Annotated in this window: 20 protein-coding genes; 13 read left to right on the top strand and 7 right to left on the bottom strand. The window is 71.5% G+C overall.

The window, feature by feature from the left end:
• The first annotated feature begins 108 nt into the window (after window positions 1–108).
• A complete protein-coding gene (locus tag ACMCNO_RS32835; RefSeq protein WP_412753291.1) occupies window positions 109–582 on the top strand; it encodes a hypothetical protein in 474 nt (157 codons plus the stop codon).
• Here ACMCNO_RS32835 and ACMCNO_RS32830 read toward each other — a convergent pair.
• Window positions 545–3,598: a BTAD domain-containing putative transcriptional regulator gene (locus ACMCNO_RS32830; RefSeq protein ID WP_412753290.1), complete on the bottom strand. Its 3,054-nt coding sequence runs from the start codon at window positions 3,596–3,598 to the stop codon at window positions 545–547. The two genes, ACMCNO_RS32835 and ACMCNO_RS32830, sit on opposite strands and share 38 nt — an antisense overlap.
• A 312-nt stretch (window positions 3,599–3,910) precedes the next feature.
• On the opposite strand from ACMCNO_RS32830, the gene ACMCNO_RS32825 reads away from it, so the two are divergent.
• Window positions 3,911–5,464: a glycosyltransferase family 39 protein gene (locus ACMCNO_RS32825; RefSeq protein ID WP_412753289.1), complete on the top strand. Its 1,554-nt coding sequence runs from the start codon at window positions 3,911–3,913 to the stop codon at window positions 5,462–5,464.
• Between the two features lie 95 nt (window positions 5,465–5,559).
• Here ACMCNO_RS32825 and hisC read toward each other — a convergent pair whose 3' ends face one another.
• Genes hisC through hppD form a run of 4 tightly spaced genes read right to left on the bottom strand, consistent with a single transcriptional unit; the run spans window position 5,560 to window position 9,856 of the window.
• A complete protein-coding gene (hisC, locus tag ACMCNO_RS32820; RefSeq protein WP_412753288.1) occupies window positions 5,560–6,639 on the bottom strand; it encodes a histidinol-phosphate transaminase in 1,080 nt (359 codons plus the stop codon).
• Window positions 6,636–7,829, bottom strand: coding sequence for an RDD family protein (locus ACMCNO_RS32815; protein ID WP_412753287.1), 1,194 nt, complete (start codon window positions 7,827–7,829; stop codon window positions 6,636–6,638). Before ACMCNO_RS32815 ends, hisC begins: the two co-directional genes overlap by 4 nt.
• Window positions 7,830–7,884: 55 nt before the next feature.
• Window positions 7,885–8,688 (bottom strand): RDD family protein, encoded by an 804-nt coding sequence (locus tag ACMCNO_RS32810; protein ID WP_412753286.1) that lies wholly within the window; start codon window positions 8,686–8,688, stop codon window positions 7,885–7,887.
• Between the two features lie 10 nt (window positions 8,689–8,698).
• Window positions 8,699–9,856, bottom strand: a complete 1,158-nt coding sequence (gene hppD / locus ACMCNO_RS32805; RefSeq protein ID WP_412753285.1) for a 4-hydroxyphenylpyruvate dioxygenase — start codon at window positions 9,854–9,856, stop codon at window positions 8,699–8,701.
• An 88-nt stretch (window positions 9,857–9,944) separates the two neighbouring features.
• Here hppD and ACMCNO_RS32800 point away from each other — a divergent pair, with 88 nt between their 5' ends.
• From ACMCNO_RS32800 to ACMCNO_RS32780, 5 genes are all read left to right on the top strand, one after another.
• Complete coding sequence (locus ACMCNO_RS32800) at window positions 9,945–10,433, top strand: Lrp/AsnC family transcriptional regulator (protein ID WP_412753284.1); 489 nt, start codon at window positions 9,945–9,947, stop codon at window positions 10,431–10,433.
• A gap of 144 nt (window positions 10,434–10,577) precedes the next feature.
• Complete coding sequence (locus ACMCNO_RS32795; RefSeq protein WP_412753283.1) at window positions 10,578–11,888, top strand: hypothetical protein; 1,311 nt, start codon at window positions 10,578–10,580, stop codon at window positions 11,886–11,888.
• 39 nt (window positions 11,889–11,927) lie between these two features.
• The gene (locus tag ACMCNO_RS32790; protein ID WP_412753282.1) at window positions 11,928–13,595 is read left to right on the top strand and encodes a fumarate hydratase; all 1,668 of its coding nucleotides are present in this window, start codon (window positions 11,928–11,930) and stop codon (window positions 13,593–13,595) included.
• A 365-nt stretch (window positions 13,596–13,960) separates the two neighbouring features.
• Window positions 13,961–14,701 carry a helix-turn-helix domain-containing protein gene (locus ACMCNO_RS32785; RefSeq protein ID WP_412753281.1) on the top strand — a complete coding sequence of 247 codons (741 nt, stop codon included), beginning with the start codon at window positions 13,961–13,963 and terminating at the stop codon, window positions 14,699–14,701.
• Window positions 14,702–15,033: 332 nt separating this feature from the next.
• A complete protein-coding gene (locus ACMCNO_RS32780; RefSeq protein ID WP_412753280.1) occupies window positions 15,034–15,276 on the top strand; it encodes a hypothetical protein in 243 nt (80 codons plus the stop codon).
• A gap of 21 nt (window positions 15,277–15,297) precedes the next feature.
• Here ACMCNO_RS32780 and ACMCNO_RS32775 read toward each other — a convergent pair whose 3' ends face one another.
• Window positions 15,298–15,795 (bottom strand): hypothetical protein, encoded by a 498-nt coding sequence (locus ACMCNO_RS32775; protein WP_412753279.1) that lies wholly within the window; start codon window positions 15,793–15,795, stop codon window positions 15,298–15,300.
• 114 nt (window positions 15,796–15,909) lie between these two features.
• Window positions 15,910–16,422 carry a hypothetical protein gene (locus tag ACMCNO_RS32770; RefSeq protein ID WP_412753278.1) on the bottom strand — a complete coding sequence of 171 codons (513 nt, stop codon included), beginning with the start codon at window positions 16,420–16,422 and terminating at the stop codon, window positions 15,910–15,912.
• 242 nt (window positions 16,423–16,664) lie between these two features.
• On the opposite strand from ACMCNO_RS32770, the gene ACMCNO_RS32765 reads away from it, so the two are divergent.
• Genes ACMCNO_RS32765 through rlmB form a run of 6 tightly spaced genes read left to right on the top strand, consistent with a single transcriptional unit; the run spans window position 16,665 to window position 23,576 of the window.
• Window positions 16,665–16,826: a hypothetical protein gene (locus tag ACMCNO_RS32765; protein ID WP_412753277.1), complete on the top strand. Its 162-nt coding sequence runs from the start codon at window positions 16,665–16,667 to the stop codon at window positions 16,824–16,826.
• A 19-nt stretch (window positions 16,827–16,845) separates the two neighbouring features.
• Window positions 16,846–18,282, top strand: a complete 1,437-nt coding sequence (locus ACMCNO_RS32760) for a basic amino acid/polyamine antiporter (RefSeq protein ID WP_412753276.1) — start codon at window positions 16,846–16,848, stop codon at window positions 18,280–18,282.
• Between the two features lie 35 nt (window positions 18,283–18,317).
• Window positions 18,318–19,580, top strand: coding sequence for an arginine deiminase (locus ACMCNO_RS32755; protein WP_412753275.1), 1,263 nt, complete (start codon window positions 18,318–18,320; stop codon window positions 19,578–19,580).
• Window positions 19,581–19,604: 24 nt separating this feature from the next.
• Window positions 19,605–20,999, top strand: a complete 1,395-nt coding sequence (locus ACMCNO_RS32750) for a class II fumarate hydratase (RefSeq protein ID WP_412753274.1) — start codon at window positions 19,605–19,607, stop codon at window positions 20,997–20,999.
• Window positions 21,000–21,048: 49 nt separating this feature from the next.
• Entirely contained in the window at window positions 21,049–22,464 is a 1,416-nt protein-coding gene (gene cysS, locus ACMCNO_RS32745; RefSeq protein WP_412753273.1) for a cysteine--tRNA ligase, read from the top strand.
• The gene (gene rlmB, locus ACMCNO_RS32740; RefSeq protein WP_412753272.1) at window positions 22,464–23,576 is read left to right on the top strand and encodes a 23S rRNA (guanosine(2251)-2'-O)-methyltransferase RlmB; all 1,113 of its coding nucleotides are present in this window, start codon (window positions 22,464–22,466) and stop codon (window positions 23,574–23,576) included. The genes cysS and rlmB overlap by 1 nt, the downstream gene beginning before the upstream one ends.
• Window positions 23,577–23,634 lie beyond the last annotated feature (58 nt).

Below are 23,634 nucleotides of genomic sequence, written 5' to 3'. Positions count from 1 at the left end.
CGCCGCCGTACCCGAGAAGGACGGATGCCACAGCCCTGGCCGTACCGGACGGACGTCCGTATCGTCGTGGTGTTTCTGAACGGAACGAGCCGTCGTACGGGGGTCGCAGTGCGGTTCGGAGTCACCGGTCATCAGATTCTCCCGCCGAGGATCGTCGACCGTGCGGTGGAGCATTGGCGCCGGGTGCTGCCCGTCGGCACCCACCTGTACGGGGTGTCGAACCTCGCCGAGGGCGCCGACCAGCTGTTCGCCGCGCACGTCGTGGCGTCCGGTGGCGTGCTGGAGGCGATCCTGCCCTGTGCGGACTACGCCCGCTCGCTGGTCACCGACGACGGCCGGGCCCGGCTCGAGCGGCTTCGGCGGGCGGCCGCGACCGTGCTCACCCTGCCCTTTCCGCAGCCCTGCGACGAGGCGTTCCTGGCCGCCGGGCAGGTCCTGGTCGACCGCTGTGACCATCTCTTCGCCGTCTGGGACGGCCGGCCCGGCCGTGGCATGGGTGGCACCGCCGACGTCGTCGCCTACGCCCGGGCCCGTGGACGCCCCGTCACGGTGCTGTGGGTGGAGGGTGTTGTCCGGGTGTGACCAGTAGCCGGCTTCCGCCGCCGACGTGCGGCACCGCGAGGTCGGCGAAGAGCCGCCCGGCGTGCTCCAGGTGCGAGCGGGCCTGGTCGAGTTCGCCGGTGACCCGGTATGCGGCGGCGATGCCGTCGTGGGCGCGCGCCTGCTCGTACCGGTCGCCGATCTCGCGGGCCAGGACCAGGGCCTGACCGTGTTCGGGTACGGCCTGCGCGGCCTCGCCGGCGGCGTGCAGCACCTGGCCGAGGTCGTTGAGGGCCTCGGCCTCGCTGGCCCGGTCCCCGATCCGCCGGTGCAGCACCAGGGCCTGTCGCAGCTGACCGGCCGCCTCGGCCAGCCGCCCCCGGCGCGCGTGGACCGCGGCGAGGTCGGTCAACGCGTACGCCTCCCGGGTGCGGTCACCGGCCTGCCGGGCCGCGGCAAGGCTGAGTTCCAGCGACGCGGCGGTCGGTGGGAGCTGATCCGGGTCGTGGCGCAGCCGGGCCAGCAGCGACATCACGTACGCCTCGCTGAACCGGTCGCCGAGCCGGGCGTACAGCTCCAGCCCCGATCGCAGCCGTTGCACCGCCCGAGCCGGGTCACCCAGCCGCTCGTCGACCAGGCTGAGCCGGACCAGCGCGTCGGCTTCCCCGGCCTCGTCGCCCAACTGCCGGTACCGCGTCCACGCCTGCTGATAGTGGTCCGCGGCCTGCCGGTAGTGCCCCTGCCGCCAGTGGACGCTGCCCAGGTTGCGCAGCGCCCCGGCGACGGCGGCGTCGTCGCCGAGTCCGGTGTAGAGGGTCAGCGCCTGCCCGTAGGACTCGGCCGACCGGTCCAGCCGGCCCTGCCTGCGGTGTAGCCGCCCCAGGTTCGTCAGCGCCCGGGCCTGCGCGTCCCGGTCGCCGACGGCCCCGGCGGCCGCGGCGGCCGCCGCGGTGACGGTCACCGCCTCGGCGACCGGCCCCCCGGCGTCGAGGTAGCGGAACAGCGTCTCGGCCAGCGCGATGGCATGGCGGTGCCAGCCGTGGGCGGCGCCGTACGTGCACGCGGCGGCCAGGTTCGGCCATTCGGCCTCGATCCAGGCGCGGGCCGCGTCCGCGTCGCCGCCCGCCGTCAGGTCGCGGGCCTGGTCCGGCGCCGGATACAGCGCCGTCATCGCCGCGACGGACCCGGCCAGGTAGTGGTCGAACAGGCGGGTCAGCGCCGCGTCCCGGTCCGCTGCGGAGTCATGCCCGGTCGCGAGTTCGGCGGCGTAGGCACGCAGCAGGTCGTGCATGCCGTACCGGCCGCTGCCGGAGGTGTGGATCAGGCTGGCCCGGGCCAGCAGGCCGAGCAGCCGCCGCGCCTCGCCCGTGCCGGTGCCGGTCAGCGCCGCCGCGGCGTCGACGTGCAGGCTGACCCCCGGTGGCAGGCCGAGCAGCCGGAACGCGCGGGCCGCGGCCCCGGGCAGATTCTGGTACGACCAGGAGAAGACCGCGCGGACCTCGGCGCGCGGATCCCCGCCTGCGTCGAGCAGATCGAGCCGCCCCTGGTGGTCGGTCAGCTCGGCGACGAGCTCGGCAAGCGGGGCATCGCTGCGCGCCGCGGCCAGCTCCGCAGCGATCCGCAGGGCCAGCGGCAGCCGGGCGCAGGCGTCGGCGAGCTCCGCGGCGGCGGACGGCTCGTGGTCCACCCGGGCGCCGATCAACCGGCGCAGCAGGCCCACCGCGTCCGCCGGGGGAAGCAGGTCGAGGTTGAGCCGTTCCGCCCCGTCCACCGCCACCATGCCGGGCAGGGAGTCGCGGCTGGTGATCAGCACGAGGCACGGTCCCGCGCCGGGCAGCAGCGGCCGGACCTGCTCCACCGAGGAGGCGTTGTCCAGCAGCACGAGCATGCGCCGACCGGCCAGTTCGGACCGGTAGCGTCCGGCCCGCTCGTCGAGTTCCAGCGGCAGCTCCGGCGCGCGGACGCCCAGTGCGGTGAGGAACCAGGCCAGCGCGTCGGCGGGCGCCACCGGCTGCTCGGCGTCGTAGCCGCGCAGGTTCACGTAGAGCTGCCCGTCGGGGAAGGCGTCCCGGACGCGATGCGCCCACCGTACGGCCAGGGCGGACTTGCCGACGCCGGGCGTACCGGACAGGACCGCGATGGTCACCGCGGTGGCCGCGGAGAGCTGCGGATCGTCGGCGGCCGGCTGCGACAGCAGCCCGTCCAGCACGGCCAGTTCCCCGGTACGCCCGGCGAACGCGCGCACGTCCGCGGGCAGCTGCGCCGGCACGGGAGCGGGCCCGGCGAGGCGAACCTCTCCGACGTCGGCGGCCGGAGCCGCGAGGCCCGGGTCGGCGGCCAGGATCCGCTCGTGCAGGCGGCGCAGTGCGGCGCCGGGATCGCTGCCGAGCTGCTCGGCCAGGCGACGGCGGATCCGCCGGTACTGCTCGTCGGCGTCGGCCTGGCGCCCGCACCGGTACAGGGCGAGCATCGACTGCTCGGCCAGCCGTTCGTCCAGCGGGTGCTCGGCGACCGCGGCGGACAGTGCGGGGAGCAGCTCGCCGTGCCTGCCCAGCCGGAGCAGCACGTCGTTGCGGTCGAGTTCGGTGGCGAACCGTTCGCTGAGCAGCGTGTGCCGGGTCGAGGTGAGCCAGGGGGTGTCCAGGCCCGTGAAGGGCTCGCCGCGCCAGCAGCCGAGGGCCTGCGCGAACAGCGCCGCGGCGGACTGGTCCGACTCCGCCGACCGGGCCAGCGCGGTCAACTGGCGAAATCGGTGGATGTCCACATCCCGCGGATCGACGGTGAGGAGGTAGCCACCTGGTTGGCGCTTGATCTCCACCCCGGCCGCCTCCGCGATGGCCCGCCGCAGGCGGGACAGGTAGCTGTACAGCGCCCCGGCGACGCGCTGCGGCACGTCCCCGCCCCACACCCGGTCGACGAGCTGGTCGACCGGGACCGGCCGGCCGGCCTCGACGAGCAGCACACCCAGCACGCACCGTTGCCGGGCATGACCCAGGTCGACGGGTCGGTCGTTGATCCGGGCCTCCACGGCGCCGAGCACGCCGAACTCCGCCGTCATCTCACCTCCATGGATGCCCATTGCGCCCGCTGGTGACCAGGGGATTCAAGATACCCACAAGGAGCGATGCGAGTCTTTCACGCTTCGTTCAAGGTCCGACGGCGACTCTGGATGGGTTGCAGGTGAGTTGGCAGGCCGCCTTCGCCCGGTTACGCGTGCGTACGGGGGAATCGGGACGTGCAGAGCACCAGGATGCGACGAGCGGCCTGCTCACCTGCGACAGGTTCGGCCGTCGTACCGCTGCGGCGGGCAGTGGACCACTTCCGTAGGATCGGTCGCTCGCGGGAGAGCGGATCGGCGGGGGTGACGGAGATGTCCATCGGGGTCACCACGGGTGCCGCGCCGACCCCGGACGGTGAGTTGACCGACACCGCGCCGGATCCTGCGACGACGTGGTCCACAGTGCGCGCCGTGCCGGTCTCGCTCCGTGTCGCGGCGGTGCCCTTCCTGTGCACGCTGGCGATGACGCTGTTCGGCATCGGCGATCGGCAACTGTGGCGCGACGAGCACGCGACGTGGTGGGCCGCATCCCTGTCGTGGGCGGACCTGCGTCACCTCATGGGCACCATGGACCTGGCGCTGTTCCCGTACTACGTCCTGATGCACGTCTGGATCGGCGTGTTCGGGGACTCCCCGGCGGTGCTGCGCCTGCCGTCGGCGCTGTTCATGGCCGTGGCGGCCGGGTTGCTGGCACTGCTCGGGCGGCGGCTGTTCGACGTACCGACCGGACTGGTCGCGGGGCTGCTGCTGGCGTCGATCCCGGCGATCTCGCGGTACGGCCAGGAGACCCGCCCGTACGCGATGGCCCTGGCCGCCACGGTCGCGGCCGTCCTGCTGTTGGTGCGGGCGCTGGAGAAGCCGTCGCCCTGGCGGTGGGTGGGCTACGGCCTGGCCGTGCTGTGGGTGGCGGCCAGCCACATGGTCGCCCTCATGGCGCTGGCCGCACACCTGGTCGCGGTGGGGGCGGCGGTATTCGCCGGGGCCGGGCCGCGGCGCCGCCGGATCCTGGTCGGATGGCTGCTCACGGTGGGCGTCGCGCTGGTGACGGCCGCCCCGTTGGTGGTGGTGGCGAGTCGGCAGGGCGGGCAGATCGGCTGGATTCCCGATCCGGTCTGGGCGCGGGTGGAGTCGTTCCCGGCCAGCCTGTTCATGAGCGGTGCCGTGGCGGGACTCATCGTGGTGCTCGGTGTCGTGGCGATCGCCCTGACCGGCACCGTCGCGGCTCCGCAGCGCTGGCCGGGTCTCATGCTGGCGGTCTGGGCCGTGCTACCGCCCGTGGTGGCGTACTACACCTTCGACGAGTTCAGCCTGTTCTACCCCCGGTATCTGCTGTTCACCGTGCCGGCGTGGGCCCTCGCCGCCGGGTGGGCGCTGCGCCGCCTCGCCGGCTCCACCCGGGCGTACCTGCCCGTGGCGCTGGCCGCCGTGGTCGCGGTGGCTGGGACCGCCCTGCCGCAGCAGCGGTTCGTCCGCTCGGACGCGGTGCAGAAGGAGTTCGCCTTCGCGGCGGCCGCCCGCTACCTCGGCGACCATGAGTCGGCCGGCGACGGGGTGGTGTACACCGGCTACCGCAACACCCACCGCGCCTTCAGGTACGAACTCGAGCAGGCCGGTAAGCCGGTGCCGCCGGAGATCCTCACCGAGCCGCCGCCCGGGCAGCCGTGGTCGTGGCAGCGCCGCGACCGTGCCGACCCGGTGGCCGCCCTGGCGGGCTACCGGCGGGTCTGGCTGGTCTCCACCGACCCGAAAGGCCACGCCCTGAGCAGTCTCTCCCCGGCCGTCCGGGCGGTGCTGGCCGAGCGCTACGCCGTCGCCGAGACCCGGACCTTCCACCGCATGCGGGTCTCGTTGCTGATCGCCAGGTAGCGGGCGGGAAGGGGCGCCGGGCGCGCCGCGCCGGCGAATCCCGGCTGGCGGGCGCTCGTCCTTCGCGACGAGCGCCCAGGCAACATCCTCAGTGGTCAGGCCAGCGCCTGCTCCGCGGCGGCGAGGAACGCGTCGTTCTCCTCCGGCGTACCGATGGTCACGCGGACGCCTTCCGGCTGGAAGGCCCGGACGATGACCCCCCGCGATTCGCACGCCGCGCCGAACGCCGCGGCCCGGTCGCCCAGCGGCAGCCACACGAAGTTCGCCTGACTCGCCGGGACCTCCAGCTGCAGCTTGCGCAGCGCCTCCGTGACCCGGTCGCGCTCGGCGATGATCACCGCGCAGCGGCGCGTCACCTCGTCCTCGGCGTCCAGTGCGGCCAGGGCGGCGGCCTGCGCCAGCAGGTTGGTGGAGAACGGGGTCACCACCTTGCGGATGGTCGCGGCCACCTCCGGCTGGGCCACCAGGAAACCCATCCGCAGCCCGGCCAGGCCCCACGCCTTGGACATGGTGCGCAGCACCACGACGTTGGGGCGGTCACCGTACGTTTCGAGCGCGTCCGGCACCTGCTCGTCCGTGACGAACTCCCGGTACGCCTCGTCGAGCACGACCAGCACGTCGTCGGGTACCTGCGCGAGGAACCGGTCCAGCTCGGCCCGGCGCACGCTGGTGCCGGTCGGATTGTTCGGGTTGCACACGATGACCAGGCGGGTCCGGTCCGTGATCGCATCGGCCATGGCGGACAGGTCGTGGCCGTGCCCGGCGGTGTTGGGCACACGTACGCCGGTGGCCCCGGCGCCCGTGGCGATGATCGGGTACGCCTCGAAGGACCGCCACGCGTGTACGATCTCGTCGCCGGGCAGGCAGGTCGCCTTGGCCAGGGTCTCGGCCAGCGCGACCGAGCCGCAGCCGGTGACGATCCGGTCGGGACGCACGCCGTACCGGTCGGCGAGTTTGTCGCGCAGCGCGACCACGCCCATGTCGGGGTAGCGGTGGACCGTGCGGGCCGCCTCGGCGATCGCCTCGGGCACGCCGGGCAGCGGACCGTACGGGACTTCGTTGCTGGCCAGCTTGATGGCCTCGGTCAGGCCGAGGTCGCGGGCCAGGTCGGCGACGTTGCGCCCGGCCACGTACGCGGGCAGGGCGTCCAGGTCGGCGCGGGTGAGCCGGGTCATTTCTCTCCTCCGGAGTGGTCGCCGCCGTCGGCGGCCTCGACAGGGCGGCGGTACCCCGCCGGGAGCGCGACCACCACGGTCTGCGCGGATTTGTCGTGCAATGCCTGCCGCAGCCGTGGATCGAACAGCGGCGACACGGAGTCGATGAACTGCAGTACCAGCCCGAGACCGCAGAAGGTCCAGAACGGGGTCCAGAGACCGAGCCGGGCCCAGCGCCGGAACGCGCGGCCGAAGCCGATCTGTTCGGTGTTCTCCAGCCGGAGCACTTGGACCTGCATGAGCCGCTTGCCCAGGGTCTGGCCGCGGTTCGCGATGGCCGGCACCTCGTACGCGAACCACAGCGCGGTCGCGATGATCAGAATGGTGTACATCAGGTAGCTGGCCCGCAGCGACGCCGGCTGCGGCGTCGAGTGCATGGGGTCGGTCCAGGCGGCGCGCAGGATCGGCTCGACCTCCAGCCACCACTGGTACGCGAACCAGCCGTTCACGGCGATGTTGAGCAGCAGCACCATGGCGAAGTCGACCATCCGGGCGACGAGCCGACGGCCGAACCCGGCGAGCGCGAAGCCGTGCGGCCGCAGTTGGGGAACGTATGCCCAGGAGTAGCCAGGTGTCCCCGGCGCCTGCGGCTGCCAGCCCGGCGGTAGCTGTCCCCCGGGCGGCAGCTGCCCCCCAGGCGGTGGCTGCCAGCCGGGCGGTGGCTGCCAGCCCGGCGGAGGGCCCCAGCCCGGTGGAGGGCCCCAGCCCGTGGGCGGAGCCGGGGCGGCGGGGCCGTGCCCGCCCGGATGGAGCCCGCCTGGATAGGGCCCTCCCGGGTAGGGCCCACCCGGATGGACGCCGCCCGGATAAGGCGCACCGGGGTGGGACCCACCTGGATACGGGACGCCCGAATGGGGCGCGCCCGTGGTGGGTGCGGCCGTACCGGGTGCGTTCGGGTCGGGTGTGGCAGCGCCGGGTGCGCCCGGGCCGGGTGTGGTGGTGCCGGGTGCCGGATGACCCGGGGTGGACTCGCCCGGTGTGGCGGCGTCCGGCGCCGGAGCGGGTGAGGTGGGCGCCTCGTCGGCGGGTGGGCCGTCCGGTGGCACGGCGTCGGCCGGGAGCGGCTTGCCCACCCAGCCCTCCCCGTCCCACCAGCGCTGGGTCGACGGGTCGGCCGGATCCTTGTACCAGCCCGCAGGCAGGGAGCTCATGCGGATCCCTCCACGGCATGCACTCCCGGCCCTTGCTGCGCGGCGGTGCGGTCGGTCATGCCGGAACCTTAACGACGACGGTCTGCCCGGCCTTGTCGTGGAGGGTCTGCTGGTAGGGCTTGTCCCACAACTGCCACAGCCCGTCGATCCAGGCCAGCATCGGCACGAAGGTCCCGGCGACGTACGCGACGAGATACCGCTTGGCGGCCATGCCGCGGGTCAGTTTCGCGGTGGGGTCCAGCGGCACCACCCGGATCTTGAGGACCTTCTTCCCGACGGTCTGCCCGGAGCGGTACATCATCTCCACGTAGTACACGTAGTACGCCACCATGGCCAGCACGAGCAGGCCGAGTTCCACCAGCAGCATCGGCAGCATCAGCTCGGTGAAGAAGTTGGGGGCAGTCGCGCGGCCCGTGTACGGGTCGGCCGTCACGGTGAACTCGCTCATCCGGGTGAACAGCAGGAACATGACCGGCACGAAGACGACCATCAGGGCGCCCGTGAGGATGGCGCCGTCGATGAGATGAGCCAGCAGCCGGGTGCCGAAGTCCGCCAGCGGTTGACCACCCGGGCTCAGCGCCGGTGGCCGGTAGCCGTAACCGGGCGGCGGTCCGTAGCCGGCACCGGGCGGATATCCGGGCGGTGGCGGGTAGCCGGGCGGCGGTCCGTACCCCGGCTGCGGCATTTGACCCGGCTGCGGCATTTGACCGGGCGGCGGCCCGTACCCCGGGTGCGGCGTCTGGCCGGGCGGGGGACCGTAGCCCGGGGGACCGTACGGCTGGCCGGGGACCGGGCCGGGCGGCGGCCCGTACCCGGATGGGGTGCCGGGCCGACCGCCCGCGTCGGATGGCTGTGTCACGCAGACAGTGTTACAGGTTGCCGCGCAGTTCCTGCTCCCGCTCGATCGCCTCGAACAGGGCCTTGAAGTTGCCCTTGCCGAAGCCGAGCGAGCCGTGCCGCTCGATCAGCTCGAAGAAGACCGTGGGCCGGTCCTGCACCGGCTTGGTGAAGATCTGCAGCAGGTAGCCGTCCTCGTCGCGGTCGACCAGGATGCGGCGCTTCTTCAGCTCCTCGATCGGCACCCGGACCGAGCCGATGCGGGCCCGCAGCTCCGGGTCGTCGTAGTACGAGTCCGGGGTGGCCAGGAACTCGACCCCGGCGGCGCGCATGGCGTCGACGCTGGCCAGGATGTCGTTGGTCGCCACGGCGATGTGCTGGGCGCCGGGGCCGCCGTAGAACTCCAGGTACTCGTCGATCTGGGACTTGCGCTTGGAGACGGCCGGCTCGTTCAGCGGGAACTTGACCTTGCGGGTGCCGTCCGCCACGACCTTGCTCATCAGGGCCGAGTAGTCCGTGGCGATGTCGTCGCCGACGAACTCGGCCATGTTCGTGAAGCCCATGACCCGGCGGTAGAACTCCACCCACTCGTCCATCTTGCCGAGCTCGACGTTGCCGACGACGTGGTCGACCGCCTGGAAGAAGCGCTTGGGCTGTAGGCCGGCGTCGATCGCGGGCTGCCGGTCCACGATCGGGCCGCGGGCCACGAAGCCGGGCAGGAACGGCCCGTCGTAGCCGGAGCGGTCGATCAGGGTGTGGATGGTCTCACCGTACGTGGCGATGGCGGCGAGCCGGACGGTGCCGTGCTCGTCGGTGACGTCGTGCGGTTCGGCCACCGAGCGGGCGCCCGCCTCGATGGCGTGCCGGTACGCGGCGTCGACGTCCGGGACGGCCAGGGCGATGTCCTTGATGCCGTCGCTGTGCCGGGTGACGTGGTCCGCGCCGGGCGCGTTCACGTGCACCGCGCCGGTGATCAGGAACCGCGCGGAACCGCTGACCAGGACGTATTCGGCGTGGTCGCGATAGCCGTGCTCGGGACCCCGGTACGCGACGCAGGTCATCCCGAACGCGGTCGAGTAGTAGTGGGCCGCCTGCTTCGCGTTGCCCACGAGGAACTGCAGGTAGTCGACACCCTTGACGGGGAACACGTCGACGTTGGGCGACTGGGCGGCTGCCATCATCTGCGTCATGTGCCGAGGTTGGCGCAGGTCACACCGCTGGGCAACCGTCTCGTTCTCGGCTGATCAGTCTGCGCATTCGGTACTCTCAAGAACCACCATGGCTATACAAGATGTTCAGCTCGACGCGTTGGACGCGCGGCTGCTCGCCCTGCTGCACGCGGAACCGCGCATCGGCGTGCTGGAACTGTCCCGCCGTCTCGCGGTCGCCCGCGGCACGGTCCAGGCCCGCCTGGACAAGTTGATCGCCCGCGGTGCGATCCGCGGCTTCGGTCCCGACGTGGCGCCGGACGTGATCGGTTTCGGGGTGACCAGCTTCGTCACCCTGGAGATCAGCCAGCGCTACGGCCACGACGCGGTCGCCGCGCACCTGGCCGAGATCCCGGAGGTGCTGGAGGCGCACACGATCACCGGGACCGGGGACATCCTGTGCCGGATCGTGGCCCGCTCCAACGCCGACCTGCAGCGCGTCATCGACCAGATCGTCGGCTACGAGGGGATCGTCCGTGCCTCCACGATCATCGCCCTCGCCGAGCTGATCCCGTACCGGGTGCTGCCACTGGTGCGATCCGCCGCATCAGGGGCGTAGTCCCCGCTCGGGCGTCGCAGCGGCCATGCCTAGAAGTACGGACCGAGCGCCGTCGCCGTGATCTCCGCATTTAGGTCATAACAACTCGACACGGGCGAATCGTGCTGCCGGGCGGGGCGGCCGGGGCTCGTTAGGTTGTCCGGCGTGGCGTCCGGCGGTGGGTGGCGAGGATACGCGGTCTGCGCCGGCGTGGTCGTCGTCGTGCTGGCCACCACCGGGGTGTGGAACCCCTTCCCGAAGCTCTGGAGCTGGATCGACCGCAGCGAACCCATCGCCCCCGGCGCCGCGAAGTGGCAGGCCAAGCTCGGCGGCACCCCGCGCAGCGTGGCGATCGCGGACGACGCGGTGATCGTCGAGTACCGCACCTCCGTCGAGGCGTACGGGGCGGGTGCCGGGGTGCGGCTGTGGGAGTCCGACGCCGACTGGTCGGCGGTGGCGGGCAGCGGGCCCAACGCGGTCGTGGTGACCGGCCGGCTGCTCACCAAGGGCTATCAGGTGCTCGACCCGCACACCGGGACGGTCCGGCGGGCCGACACCACGGCGACGGCCGTCTGGACGTACACGAATGCGATCCTCGATCTGCACTGCGGCGACGCGGGCTGCGAGCTGACCGCCTGGGACCCGCGCGGCGGTGACCCGCTGTGGCGGGTGCCGTCGCCGAGCCCGGGATTCGTGCTGGACGGGGACAACCCGGATCTGCCCGGCACCCGGCCGCTGACCGGCAGCCAGATCGACGACCAGATCGCCGGGCCGGCGCCCATGCCCGCCCTGCTCGGCCTCCCCGACGACGATCAGGTCAAGATCGTCGACACCGCCGCGGGGCGGCTGGTGCAGACCGTCGAGCAGGGTACGCGGCAGCGGGTCGCGGTGGCCGGGGGCCGCCTGCTCACGGTGACCGGGCGGGCCCGCGACGGCACCTGCTACTACCGGGTCGTGGCGACCGATCCGCCGTCGAACGATCCGGTGTGGCAGCGCGACGTCAACTTGCGCACCGCCGACGACGGGTCCGGGTGCCGCCAGGACCGCGACCCGGTGGGCGGGGGCGACGTGGTGCTCGGGGTGGACCCGGTGGGGCGGCAGGTGCTGATCGCGGCGCACGACGGGCGTGAGCTGTGGCACGGCGTCGAGGGGGAGCGGGTGCTGGCCGTCGACGACCGGTACGCGGTCCTGCGGGACGCGGACGGGTCCACGGCCCGCGGGCGCTCCTTAGCCCGGGGCGGCGCGGGGTGGCGGCGGTCGATCGGCGCGGGCGCCCAGGCGGCGCTGACGCCGTACGCGGCGGTGCTGGTGGAGCCGAAGGCGGGGCGGGTCACCGCGATCGGTCCCGGTTCGGGCGCGGTGCTGGCCGAGGTCCGGACCACCGGCAAGCCGTACGCCACCGGGCCCGGTGGCCTGGTGCTGGTGTCGGGGCGGGACCTCGCGTACGTGCCGTTCGCCGTTGATCGAGCAGGTTGATTCGCACCTTGAGCAGGGGCTGGCCTAGGCTTGCCGTTCATGAGCAGAGCCGACGCTTTCTCGTACGCCCCGTTGCTGCCGATCGGTGACGACCTGACCGAATACCGCCTCATTACGGACGAGGGCGTGGACGTGGTCAACGGGCCGGGCGGGCGCCGTTTCCTGACGGTGGAGTCGTCGGTGATCACGCAGCTCACCGCGGAGGCGATGCACGACATCGCGCACTACCTGCGCCCCGCCCACCTGACCCAGCTGCGGTCGATCATCGACGACCCCAAGGCGTCGGCGAACGACCGCTTCGTCGCGCTGGACCTGCTGCGCAACGCGAACATCGCGGCCGGCGGGGTGCTGCCCATGTGCCAGGACACCGGCACCGCGATCGTCATGGGTAAGCGCGGCCGCCACGTGCTCACCGACGGCCAGGACGAGCGGGCGATCGCGCAGGGCGTGTACCAGGCGTACACCAAGCTCAATCTGCGGTATTCGCAGCTCGCCCCGCTGACCATGTGGGACGAGAAGAACACCGGCACGAACCTGCCCGCGCAGATCGAGCTGTACGCCGAGGATCCGGGCGGGCATCCGGACGCGTACAAGTTCCTCTTCATGGCCAAGGGCGGCGGCTCGGCCAACAAGTCCTATCTGTACCAGGAGACCAAGGCGCTGCTCAGCCCGGCGCGGCTGATGGAGTTCATGGACGAGAAGCTGCGGCTGATCGGGACGTCGGCGTGCCCGCCGTACCATCTCGCGGTCGTGATCGGCGGCACCAGCGCCGAGCATGCGCTGAAGACCGCGAAGCTGGCCAGCGCGAAGTACCTGGACAACCTGCCCCGGCAGGGGTCGATGACCGCGCACGGCTTCCGCGACGTCGAGCTGGAGGCGGCGGTGCTGGAGCTGACCCGCGACTTCGGCATCGGCGCGCAGTTCGGCGGCCGGTACTTCTGCCACGACGTACGGGTGATCCGCCTGCCCCGGCACGGCGCGTCGTGCCCGGTGGCCATCGCGGTGTCCTGCTCGGCCGACCGCCAGGCGCTCGCCAAGATCACGCCGTCCGGCGTCTGGCTGGAGCGGCTGGAGACCGACCCGGCCCGGTTCCTGCCGGACGTCACGGACGAGCACCTGGAGACCGACGAGGTCGTCCGCGTCGACCTGAACCGCCCGATGGACGAGATCCGGGCGGAGCTGTCGAAGTACCCGGTGAAGACCCGGCTGTCGCTGAGCGGCTCGCTCGTCGTGGCCCGCGACATCGCCCACGCGAAGATCGCCGAGCGGCTGGACGCGGGTGAGCCGATGCCGCAGTACCTGCGCGATCACGCGGTCTACTACGCGGGCCCGGCGAAGACCCCCGAGGGGTACGCGTCCGGCTCGTTCGGCCCGACCACGGCCGGGCGGATGGACTCGTACGTGGAGAAGTTCCAGGCCGCGGGCGGCTCGCTGCTCATGCTGGCCAAGGGCAACCGCTCGGCCCAGGTCACCCGCGCCTGCCAGAGCCACGGCGGGTTCTACCTCGGCTCGATCGGCGGCCCCGCCGCGCGGCTGGCCCAGGACTGCATCAAGCACGTCGAGGTGCTCGAATACCCCGAGCTGGGCATGGAAGCGGTGTGGAAGATCGAGGTCGAGGACTTCCCGGCCTTCATCGTCGTGGACGACAAAGGCAACGACTTCTTCGCCGAGGTCACCAAACCGACCTTGCAGATCGGCAAGCGATAACGGTCGGCTCCAACCGCATCCCGGTGTGGGGGGAGATCCCGGACAGCCATCTCCAGCCGCATCCACATGTGGATGCGCAGCACGGTGCGGGACAACTCCGCGGACAGGCCTTCCCGGGCCGGGTTGCACGGCCACGGCCTGCCGCAAGCCCGGCAGTCCCATCTGGGCAGGTCCTCGATGTGCGCCACGCCGCCTCCCGGGATCTCGGCTCCCGCCGAGTGCCCGGGGCTCGTCTGTCCAGCCGGGCACCCGGGGGGCGAAGACAGGATCTCGCCGGAATGTCGCCCAGCGCGACGACGCCCGGGACGGCATTCCGGCGACACTCAAGGCGACATTCCGGCGACGTACGGAGTACGGTCTTGGCCATGGAGACCCAGCCCCGGCCGAACACGGCATTCCGCGCCGTCCGCCTCTCCATGCGTCTCAGCCAGGACGAGATGGCCGAGCGGATGCGTGAGGCGGGCGCCGCCAGCACCACCAAGCGGACCGTCCAGCGCTACGAGAGCGGCGAGATAGCAAGCCCTCGTCCCGCCAGCGCCCGGGCGCTTGAGATGGTCACGCGGCTGCCCATCACGTCGCTGGGCTTCCCCGCGGACGCGGACGCGATGGTCGTCGATGACGGCAGGGGAGGACACGACCTGGAGGTCCGTCCCGCCGCGATCCCCGGCCCGAAGGGGGCGGCGCAGGCGCACGGTGGCCACTCGGGAGTGTGGCTGAGTCGTTACCGCTACTACTCCAGCAGCCGCGCCCAGGAGTTCGACAGCGCCCACTATGTGGTGATCCTCCAGCACGGCGACCGGCTGACCGTACGCAGCGTCCACCGCCCCCACACGTCGCTGCTCACGATGGATCTGGCGGTCGATGGCAGCGTGATCACGGGGACCTGGGTCGAGGAGACCGAGGCTGAAGGCTACTACCGGGGAGCCCGCTACCACGGTGCGATTCAGCTCCTCGCCGAGCCGACCGGCCGCCGCTTTGCCGGGAAGTGGGTCGGGTTCGGCAAGGACATGGATATCAACACGGGCCCGTGGACGCTGACCTTCCAGGACGCGAGCACGCGCAAGGCGACGCTGGCGAAGTATGAGCAGGCGCCCGGGGCGGATTAGCGGCCGAGTGGCGCCGAACACGTGGGTACCGGCATGGACGCCGGTACCCGCAATCTGGTGGCTGGGAGTTGGTGGTATCAACCGGGTCCAGCGGAGGAAGCGGTCGAAAAGCTCGGCGGCCGGGGTCGGGGGGATATCCCGGACAGCCACCTCCAGCCGTATCCACATGTGGATACGGAGCCTCGCGGGACTCAACTCCGTGGCCAGGCACTCCCGGGCGCCGGGGAATACCAACAACTAAGCCAGACAGTTGGCCAAATGGCGATGAGCCTGGTTGGTCCAAATTATGGATGCGTGACTTGGCCTAGCGGATGGCCAGGGACGATGGCCGAATGGCGGATCTGGAGGCGGCGGTACGGAAGCTGCGCGCGGCGCAAGCCGGAGTGCCCCGTGCGGAGGAGCGAGCCGCCCAGATCATTGCTGAAGCCAGGGATCGGGTGGATCGGGCGCGCGCCGTGTTGGCAAAGGAGATTCAGGCGGCTGACCGGGCCGGAATGCGCCAAGTGGACATCGTGGCGGCCACCGGGTACTCCCGCGAGCGCATTCGCCAGATCGTCCGCGACGGGGAGTCCTGACGCCGAAGCCGTGGCTGGGAGTTACGCGCAGAGCGCGTTGAGTGGGGTGAACCAGCCGTTCAGCTCCGCCTCGAAGTGCTTGTCGACGTCCTTCTCGGTCTTGAACTTCGCGAAGAACGCGTCGCCGTCGGCGGCCTTGACCATGTTGCCGGCGGCCGATTCACCGGCGGCCTGGAGCCTCGGGTCCATCGCGGCCCTGGTCGCGCTGCGGACGTCGGAGGCCCAGTTCTTCAACTCCGCGGCGGCGGCCTTCTTCGCCGTCGCCGCGTTCCTGGTCTGCTTGGTCTCTCGGTAGCCGATCATCTTGCCGAGTTCCTTACCGAACGCCTCGGCGCCCTTCTGCAGGTCCTTCTCGAACCCGTCGCAGACCTTCTTCGTGTCCGCGGTGTAGTCCGGCGCTGCGGTGGTGGTCGTGGTGGCGGGTGCGGCGGCGTCGGCCGGGGTCTTCGTGTCGTTGCTGCAGGCGGTGCCGCTCAGCAGCACGCCGCCGAGGGTCACGGCCAGGATGGCGCGTCGCATCGCAATTCCGTTCATCGAGGGGGAGATCGCCGGGCACGATACGGGCGGTCCGGGTGCCGGGCAAACCGACGTTCGGGCGGTCCGGCCCGGCGATCCTCCTAGCCTCGATCGAGGTCAGCCGCACACTCCGGCGACCGGGGTGAGCCACTTGGTCATCAGGCCCTCGAGCGACTTGTCCAGATCCTTGGTGCTTTTGATCTTGTCGAGGAGTGCGGAGTCCTGTGCGCTCCTGCTGAACTTGCCGGCGGATTCCGTGCCCGCCTTGCGCAGTTCCGGGTCCTGGGCCGCCGTGGTCGCCTTGCGGATCTTGTCGCCGACCTTCTTCAGTTCGGCGCGGGCGGCCTTCTCCGCCTTCTCCGCGGCATCGGCCTGCTTCGCCTCCCGGTAGGCGATCATTTTGCCCAGCTCCGTACCGAAATTCTTCAGATCCGCTGTGAAGATCGCCTCCACCTGACCGCACACCTTCTTCGTGTCGGCGGCGTAGTTCGGGCCGGTCGGGGCGGGTGCGGCCGTCGTGGTCGGTGCGGGGGTGCCCGCCGCCGTCGGGGTCGCAGTCTCCGCGTCGTCGCAGGCCGCCGCGGTCAACAGAGCACCGCCAAGGGTCACGGCCAGGATGGCGCGTCGCATCACAATGGATCCTGTTCGTCCGGGGGTCTAGGATCGTGCCACAGAGGAGCACAAACCCTCCGGACGATACGTGCGCCGCCCCGCCGCGTCCACCGCAGCGGCCAGCTTCGATGTCGGCCGTCGCTCCCTCCACGGCCTATTCGGTTCTCCGTGCGTAGCCGCGACAAGGCACCGCAGACGACGAAGTCAACTCACAAACCGGTCTAACCTCCTAAAATGCCCTTATCGGGCAAGGTGGAGGGGTGGGTGATGGCTCGATCCAGGTGGCCCTGATCGCATGCGTCGTGGTCGCCGGGCTCATCAGCCGGCTGGTCGACCCGATGATCCGGGCGGCCCGCAGCCGGGGACTGCTGTTCGCCACGGTGATCGAGAAGGCCCCTGCGTCGTCGACGGCATCGCCGTAGCCACGAACGGGAGAGGGCTGTGACCGCAACCGACACGAACACCACGCAACCCGCCACGGCGAAGCTCACGTTCTGGACGATGACCGCGATGGTCGTCGGCTCCATGGTCGGCGCCGGAGTCTTCTCGCTGCCCCGCCGCTTCGCGCAGGAGACCGGGGTCGCCGGTGCGCTCATCGCCTGGGTCATCGCCGGCACCGGCATGCTCATGCTGGCATTCGTCTTCCAGACCCTCGCCGTCCGCAAGCCCGACCTCGACGCCGGGGTGTACGCCTACGCCAAGGCCGGATTCGGCGAGTACCCCGGCTTCTTCTCCGCGTTCGGGTACTGGGCCAGCGCCTGCGTCGGCAACGTCACGTACTGGGTGCTGATCATGTCGACGGTCGGTGCGGTCGTCCCGGCGCTGGGCGAGGGCGACACGTTGCTCGCGGTGGGGCTGTCCACGGTCGGCCTGTGGGCGTTCTACCTGCTGATCCGGCGCGGCATCACGGAGGCCACCGCGATCAACAAGATCGTCACCATCGCGAAGGTGGTGCCGATCCTGGTCTTCGTGCTGCTGGCCCTGTTCTACCTGGACCCGAAGGTGTTCGCGGACAATATCGGCGGCGCCGACTACGCCGGCAACCTGTTCAATCAGGTACGCGGCACGATGCTGGTCACGGTCTTCGTCTTCCTCGGTGTCGAGGGCGCCAGTGTGTACTCCCGGCACGCCAAGCGCCGCGAGGACGTCGGCCGGGCCACGATCCTCGGGTTCCTGAGCGTCTTCGCCGTCTTCGCCTCGGTCACCATCGTGTCGTACGGCATCCTGCCGATGGGCGAGATCGCCGAGCTGCGCCAGCCGTCCATGGCCGGTGTGCTGGAGGCGGCGGTCGGCACCTGGGGACAGGTGTTCGTCAGCATCGGGCTGATCGTCTCCGTGCTCGGCGCGTACCTGGCCTGGACGCTGATGGCCGCCGAGGTGCTGTTCGTCGCGGCCAAGGACGACGACATGCCCCGGTTCCTGCGCGGGGTCAACGCCGCCGACGTGCCCGTACCGGCGCTGCTGCTGTCGACCGCGCTGTCGCAGCTGTTCCTCATCGTGACCATGTTCTCCGAGGACGCGTTCTCGTTCGCCCTCGACCTCACCAGCGCGTTGACGCTGATCCCGTTCCTGCTGGCCGCCGGGTACGCGGTCAAGGTCGCGCTCGGCCGCGCCGGTGTCGCCCCGGGTGGCCCGTGGGAACTCGTCGTCGGCTCGCTGGCGACCGTGTACGTCGCGTTCCTGCTGTTCGCCGCGGGCCTGAAGTTCGTGCTCGTCTCGTTCATCGTGTACGCCCCGGCCACGGTGCTGTTCGTGATGGCCCGCCGCGAGCAGGGCCGACGGTTGTTCTCCCCCGCCGAGCTGGTGCTGTTCGTCATCTCGATGGCCGGAGCGATCTACGGTGTCGTCGCCCTCGCCGCCGGCTGGATCCACCTCTGACCCTTGCTTCCCACGCCGACTGAATGGAGGATCGCGTGACCACCCAGGACAAGCCCATCGCGCAGAGCTACGGCGCCTATTCCGAGGTCGGCCGGTTGCGCAAGGTGTTGGTCTGCGCGCCCGGGCTGGCGCACCGCCGGCTCACCCCCACCAACTCCGACGACCTGCTCTTCGACGACGTCATGTGGGTGGAGAACGCCCAGCGCGACCACGCCGACTTCGTCAACAAGCTGCGTACCCGGGGCGTCGAGGTGGTGGAGCTGCACGACGTGCTGGCCCAGACCGTCGCCATCCCGGAGGCCCGGTCCTGGCTGCTCGATCGCAAGATCGTCGCGAACGAGGTCGGTCTCGGCCTGGTCGACGACACGCGCGCCTTCCTGGAGTCGCTCGACGCCGGGCAGCTGGCCGAGTACCTCATCGGCGGCCTGGCCACCACGGACCTGCCCGACGACTTCCGCCCCGAGTACGTCGCCCTGGCCCGGGAGGGCACCGGCGCCCGCGAATACCTGATGCCCCCGCTGCCCAACACTCTCTACACCCGCGATACCACCTGCTGGCTGTACGGCGGTGTCACCCTGAACCCGCTGTTCTGGCAGGCCCGCAAGGACGAGACCCTGCTGATGAAGGCGATCTACGAGTTCCACCCGGAGTTCGTGGGCGCCACGGTGTGGTGGGGCGACCCCGAGCGGCAGTGGGGTCAGGCGACGTTCGAGGGTGGCGACATCATGCCGGTCGGCAACGGGGTCGTCCTGATGGGCATGAGCGAGCGAACGTCCCGGCAGGCGATCACACAGGTCGCGGCGGCCCTGTTCGCGAAGGGCGCCGCCGACCACGTCGTCGTCGCGGGCATGCCGAAGCTGCGCTCCGCGATGCACCTGGACACGGTGTTCACGTTCGCGGACCGCGACGTGGTCACCCTTTATCCGACCATCATGGACGGGGTGCACACGTTCTCGCTGCGCCCCGCGGACCGGGCACCGGGTGTCGACATCGTCGACCACGGCTCCCGGCCCTTCGTCGACGTCGTCGCGCAGGCCCTGGGCCTGCCCGCGCTGCGGGTCATCGCCACCGGCGGCGACGCGTACGCCTCCGAGCGCCAGCAGTGGGACAGCGGCAACAACGCGGTCGCGCTCGAGCCCGGGGTGGTGTTCACCTACGACCGCAACACGCAGACCAACACGTTGCTGCGCAAGGCCGGCGTGGAGGTCATCGAGATCGTCGGCGCCGAGCTGGGTCGGGGTCGTGGCGGAGGTCACTGCATGACGTGCCCGATCATCCGCGAACCGGTGTCGTTCTAGACAGCTTTGGCAGAGGATGTGGGGGTGACTGTCGACAACGGCTACCGCATCGAGCGCGACACCATGGGCGAGGTCCGGGTCCCCGCCGACGCCCTGTGGCGGGCGCAGACCCAGCGGGCGGTGGAGAACTTCCCGATCTCAGGACGCGGGCTGGAGCCCGCGCACATCCACGCCCTGGCCCGGATCAAGGGGGCGGCGGCGCAGGCCAACGCGGCTCTGGGCGTACTTGAAGAAGATCTTGCGAAGGCGGTGGAGACCGCCGCCGCGCAGGTCGCGGACGGCGGCCACGACGACCAGTTCCCGATCGACGTGTTCCAGACCGGATCGGGCACCTCGTCGAACATGAACGCCAACGAGGTCATCGCCACCCTCGCGGCCCGCGAGCTGGGCCGCCCGGTGCATCCCAACGACCACGTCAACGCGTCGCAGTCGAGCAACGACGTCTTCCCGTCCTCGATCCACCTGGCCGCCACCGAGGCGGTCACCAGCAACCTCATCCCGGCGCTGGATCACCTCGTGGCCGCGCTGAACGCGAAGGCCGCCGACTGGGCCGAGGTGGTCAAGAGCGGCCGCACGCACCTCATGGACGCGACGCCGGTCACCCTGGGTCAGGAGTTCTCCGGGTACGCGGCGCAGGTGCAGACCGGCATCGACCGCCTCACCGACACGCTGCCCCGGCTCGGGGAGCTGCCCCTGGGTGGCACCGCGGTCGGCACCGGGGTGAACACCCCGCCGGGCTTCGCCCCGGCGGTCATCGAGCGGCTGCGCGAGGCGACCGGCCTGCCGCTGTCCGAGGCCCGCAACCACTTCGAGGCGCAGGGCGCCCGGGACGCGCTCGTGGAGGCGTCCGGCCAGCTCCGGGTCGTCGCGGTCAGCCTGTACAAGATCGTCAACGACATCCGGTGGATGGGTTCCGGCCCCCGCGCCGGGCTGCGCGAGCTGCGCCTGCCCGACCTGCAACCCGGCTCGTCGATCATGCCGGGCAAGGTGAACCCGGTGGTGCCCGAGTCCGTCCGCCAGGTCTGCGCCCAGGTCATCGGCAACGACGCGGCGGTCGCGTTCGCGGGCACCCAGGGCGACTTCGAACTCAACGTGATGCTCCCCGTGATGGGCCGCAACCTGCTCGAATCCATCCGCCTGCTGGCCGCGGCCGCGCGCATGCTGGCCGACCGTTGCGTCGCCGGGCTGGAGGCCAACACCGAGATCGCCCGGGCGTACGCCGAGGGCTCGCCGTCGATCGTCACCCCGCTCAACCGCTACCTCGGGTACGACGAGGCCGCCGCGATCGCCAAGCAGGCCCTGGCGACCGGACGCTCGATCCGTGAGGTGGTGGTCGAACGCGGCCACGTCGAGGCGGGACGGGTCACCGACCAGCAGCTCGACGAGGCCCTGGACGTGCTCCGCATGACCCGTCCCTGACCCGAGGGACGGGCGGCAAACCGCTCGCCCCGGTCGGTACCCTTGTACGGTGACGCTGCGCTTGTACGACACCGCGACCCGATCGGTCCGGGACTTCGTCCCGATGAGGCCCGGTCAGGTGGGGATCTACCTGTGCGGTCTCACGGTGCAGTCGATCCCGCACATCGGCCACCTGCGCAGCGGGGTCAACTACGACATCCTGCGCCGCTGGTTCCAGCACGCCGGGTTCGACGTGACGTTCATCCGCAACATCACGGACGTCGACGACAAGATCCTGGAGAAGGCGGTCAAGCAGGACCGCCCGTTCTGGTCCATCGCGTACGAGAACGAGCTCGTGCTGGCCGCCAACTACCGGGCGCTGAACGTACTCGAGCCGACGTACGAGCCGCGGGCGACCGGGCACATCACCGAGATGCACGAGCTGATCCATGAGCTGATCGCGGGCGGGCACGCGTACCCGGCCGCCGCGGGCAACGGCGACGTGTACTTCGACGTGCCGTCCTATCCGGAGTACGGGGCGCTGAGCGGGCAGCACCCCGACGACATGCGCGCACCGACCGACGGTGGCGAGCCGGACAAGCGCGACTTCCGCGACTTCGCGCTGTGGAAGGGCGTCAAGGCGCAGGAGCCCGCCGACGCCGCCTGGTGGTCCCCCTGGGGCCCCGGCCGTCCCGGCTGGCACATCGAGTGCTCCGCGATGGCGCGCCGCTACCTGGGGCCCGAGTTCGACATCCACGGCGGCGGCCTCGACCTGACCTTCCCGCACCACGAGAACGAGGTCGCCCAGTCGCGCGCGGCCGGGCTGGGCTTCGCCCGGTACTGGGTGCACCACGCGCTGCTCAACCTCGGCGAGGCCAAGATGAGCAAGTCGCTGGGCAACGTCATCGACCTCGACGCGGTGCTGGCCATGGGCATCCGCCCCGTCGAGCTGCGCTACTACCTGGGCAGCCCGCACTACCGCTCGCGGATCGACTACTCCGACGACGCGCTGCGTGAGGCCGCGACCGCGTACCGGCGGATCGAGGGCTTCGTGACCCGCGCCCTCGAGGTCGCCGGGGCGGGGGAGCGGGGCCGGGTGCCGGACGCGTTCGCCGCCGCCATGGACGACGACCTCAACACCTCGGCCGCGCTGGCCGTCGTGCACGACACGATCCGCGAGGGCAACACGGCCCTGGCCGGGGGCGACCAGGCGGGCGTCTCGGCCGCGCTGGCCGCCGTGCGCGCCATGCTCGGGGTGCTCGGCCTCGACCCGCTGGACGCGGCGTGGGGCGGCGCCGAGCGCGGCGGCGACCTCAAACCGGTGGTGGACGGGCTCGTGGCGCTTGCCCTGGAGCAGCGGGCGCAGGCCCGCACACGTAAGGACTGGGCGGCCGCCGACGCGGTCCGTGACCAGCTGAAGCACGCCGGTATCCAGGTGGAGGACACTCCCGCGGGGCCGCGTTGGACCGTAGGGGAGCACCACTGATGCCGGGCAACTCGGGCAACCGGAGCCGTCGCGTGACCTCGAAGAAGGGCGCGTCGATGGGCTCGGGCGGCAAGAACCGCAGCGGGCTCAAGGGCCGCGGCAAGACCCTGCCCGCCGACGAGCGGCCGTGGCACAAGGGGTACTCCGGCACGGAGAAGCTGCCGGAGAAGACCGCGCGCAAGCAGGAGAAGGAGCGCCGCGCCGCGGCCGCCGAGGGGCGGGCCCCGAAAATCGGCGTCCCCGGCACCAAGGACACCACCTGGGGCCGGGGCTGGAAGGGCACCGGCAAGCCGACGGCCCGCGGCGGCAAGATGCAGCCCCACCGCGGTCCGCGGATCGCTCCCGGTCGCCGCTCCAATCCCACCAGGGAAGGCCCCGAGCTGCTGCTCGGGCGCAACCCGGTGGTGGAGGCCCTGCGCGCCGACATCCCCGCCACCGCGCTGTACGTGGCGCAGGGCATCGACATCGACGAGCGGATCAACGAGGCCGTCCGGACGGCGGGCGACCGGGGCATCCCGATCCTGGAGATCAGCCGCCTCGAACTGGACCGGATGACCGGCGGGGTGCTGCACCAGGGCGTCGGCCTGCAGGTGCCCCCGTTCGCGTACGAGCAGTTCGACGACCTGGTCGCCGCCGCCCTGGAGCAGACCGCCCCGCTGCTGGTCGCGCTGGACGGCGTGACCGACCCGCGCAACCTGGGTGCGGTCATCCGCTCCGTGGCCGCGTTCGGCGGGCACGGCGTGTTCCTGCCGGAACGGCGGGCCGCGGGCATCACCGCGACCGCGTGGCGCACCAGCGCGGGCGCGGCCGCCCGGGTGCCGGTCTCCCAGGTCGTCAACCTGACCCGGGCCATCAAGGCGTGCCAGCAGGCCGGCTTCACCGCGATCGGGCTGGACGCGGACGGCGACACCGACCTCTACCAGCTGGAGGCCGCGGTCGGTCCACTGCTGGTGGTGGTCGGCTCCGAGGGACGCGGGCTGTCCCGGCTCGTCGGCCAGACGTGCGACCTGCGGGTCGGCATCCCGATGGCCTCCACGGTGGAGTCGCTGAACGCCAGCGTCGCCGCCGCGGTCACGCTCGCCGAGGTGGCCCGCCGCCGCACGTACGGCTGACCCCACGCCGTCGGCGGCCGACCCGTAGCATGACGGGCCGGTTGTACGGCGGCGGAGG

It is taken from the genome of Krasilnikovia sp. M28-CT-15 (assembly GCF_047159595.1).
In the GTDB taxonomy this organism is placed as follows: domain Bacteria; phylum Actinomycetota; class Actinomycetes; order Mycobacteriales; family Micromonosporaceae; genus Actinoplanes.
Note: the sequence above shows the minus strand (reverse complement) of the source record. Positions and strands in the feature narration are given on the sequence as shown.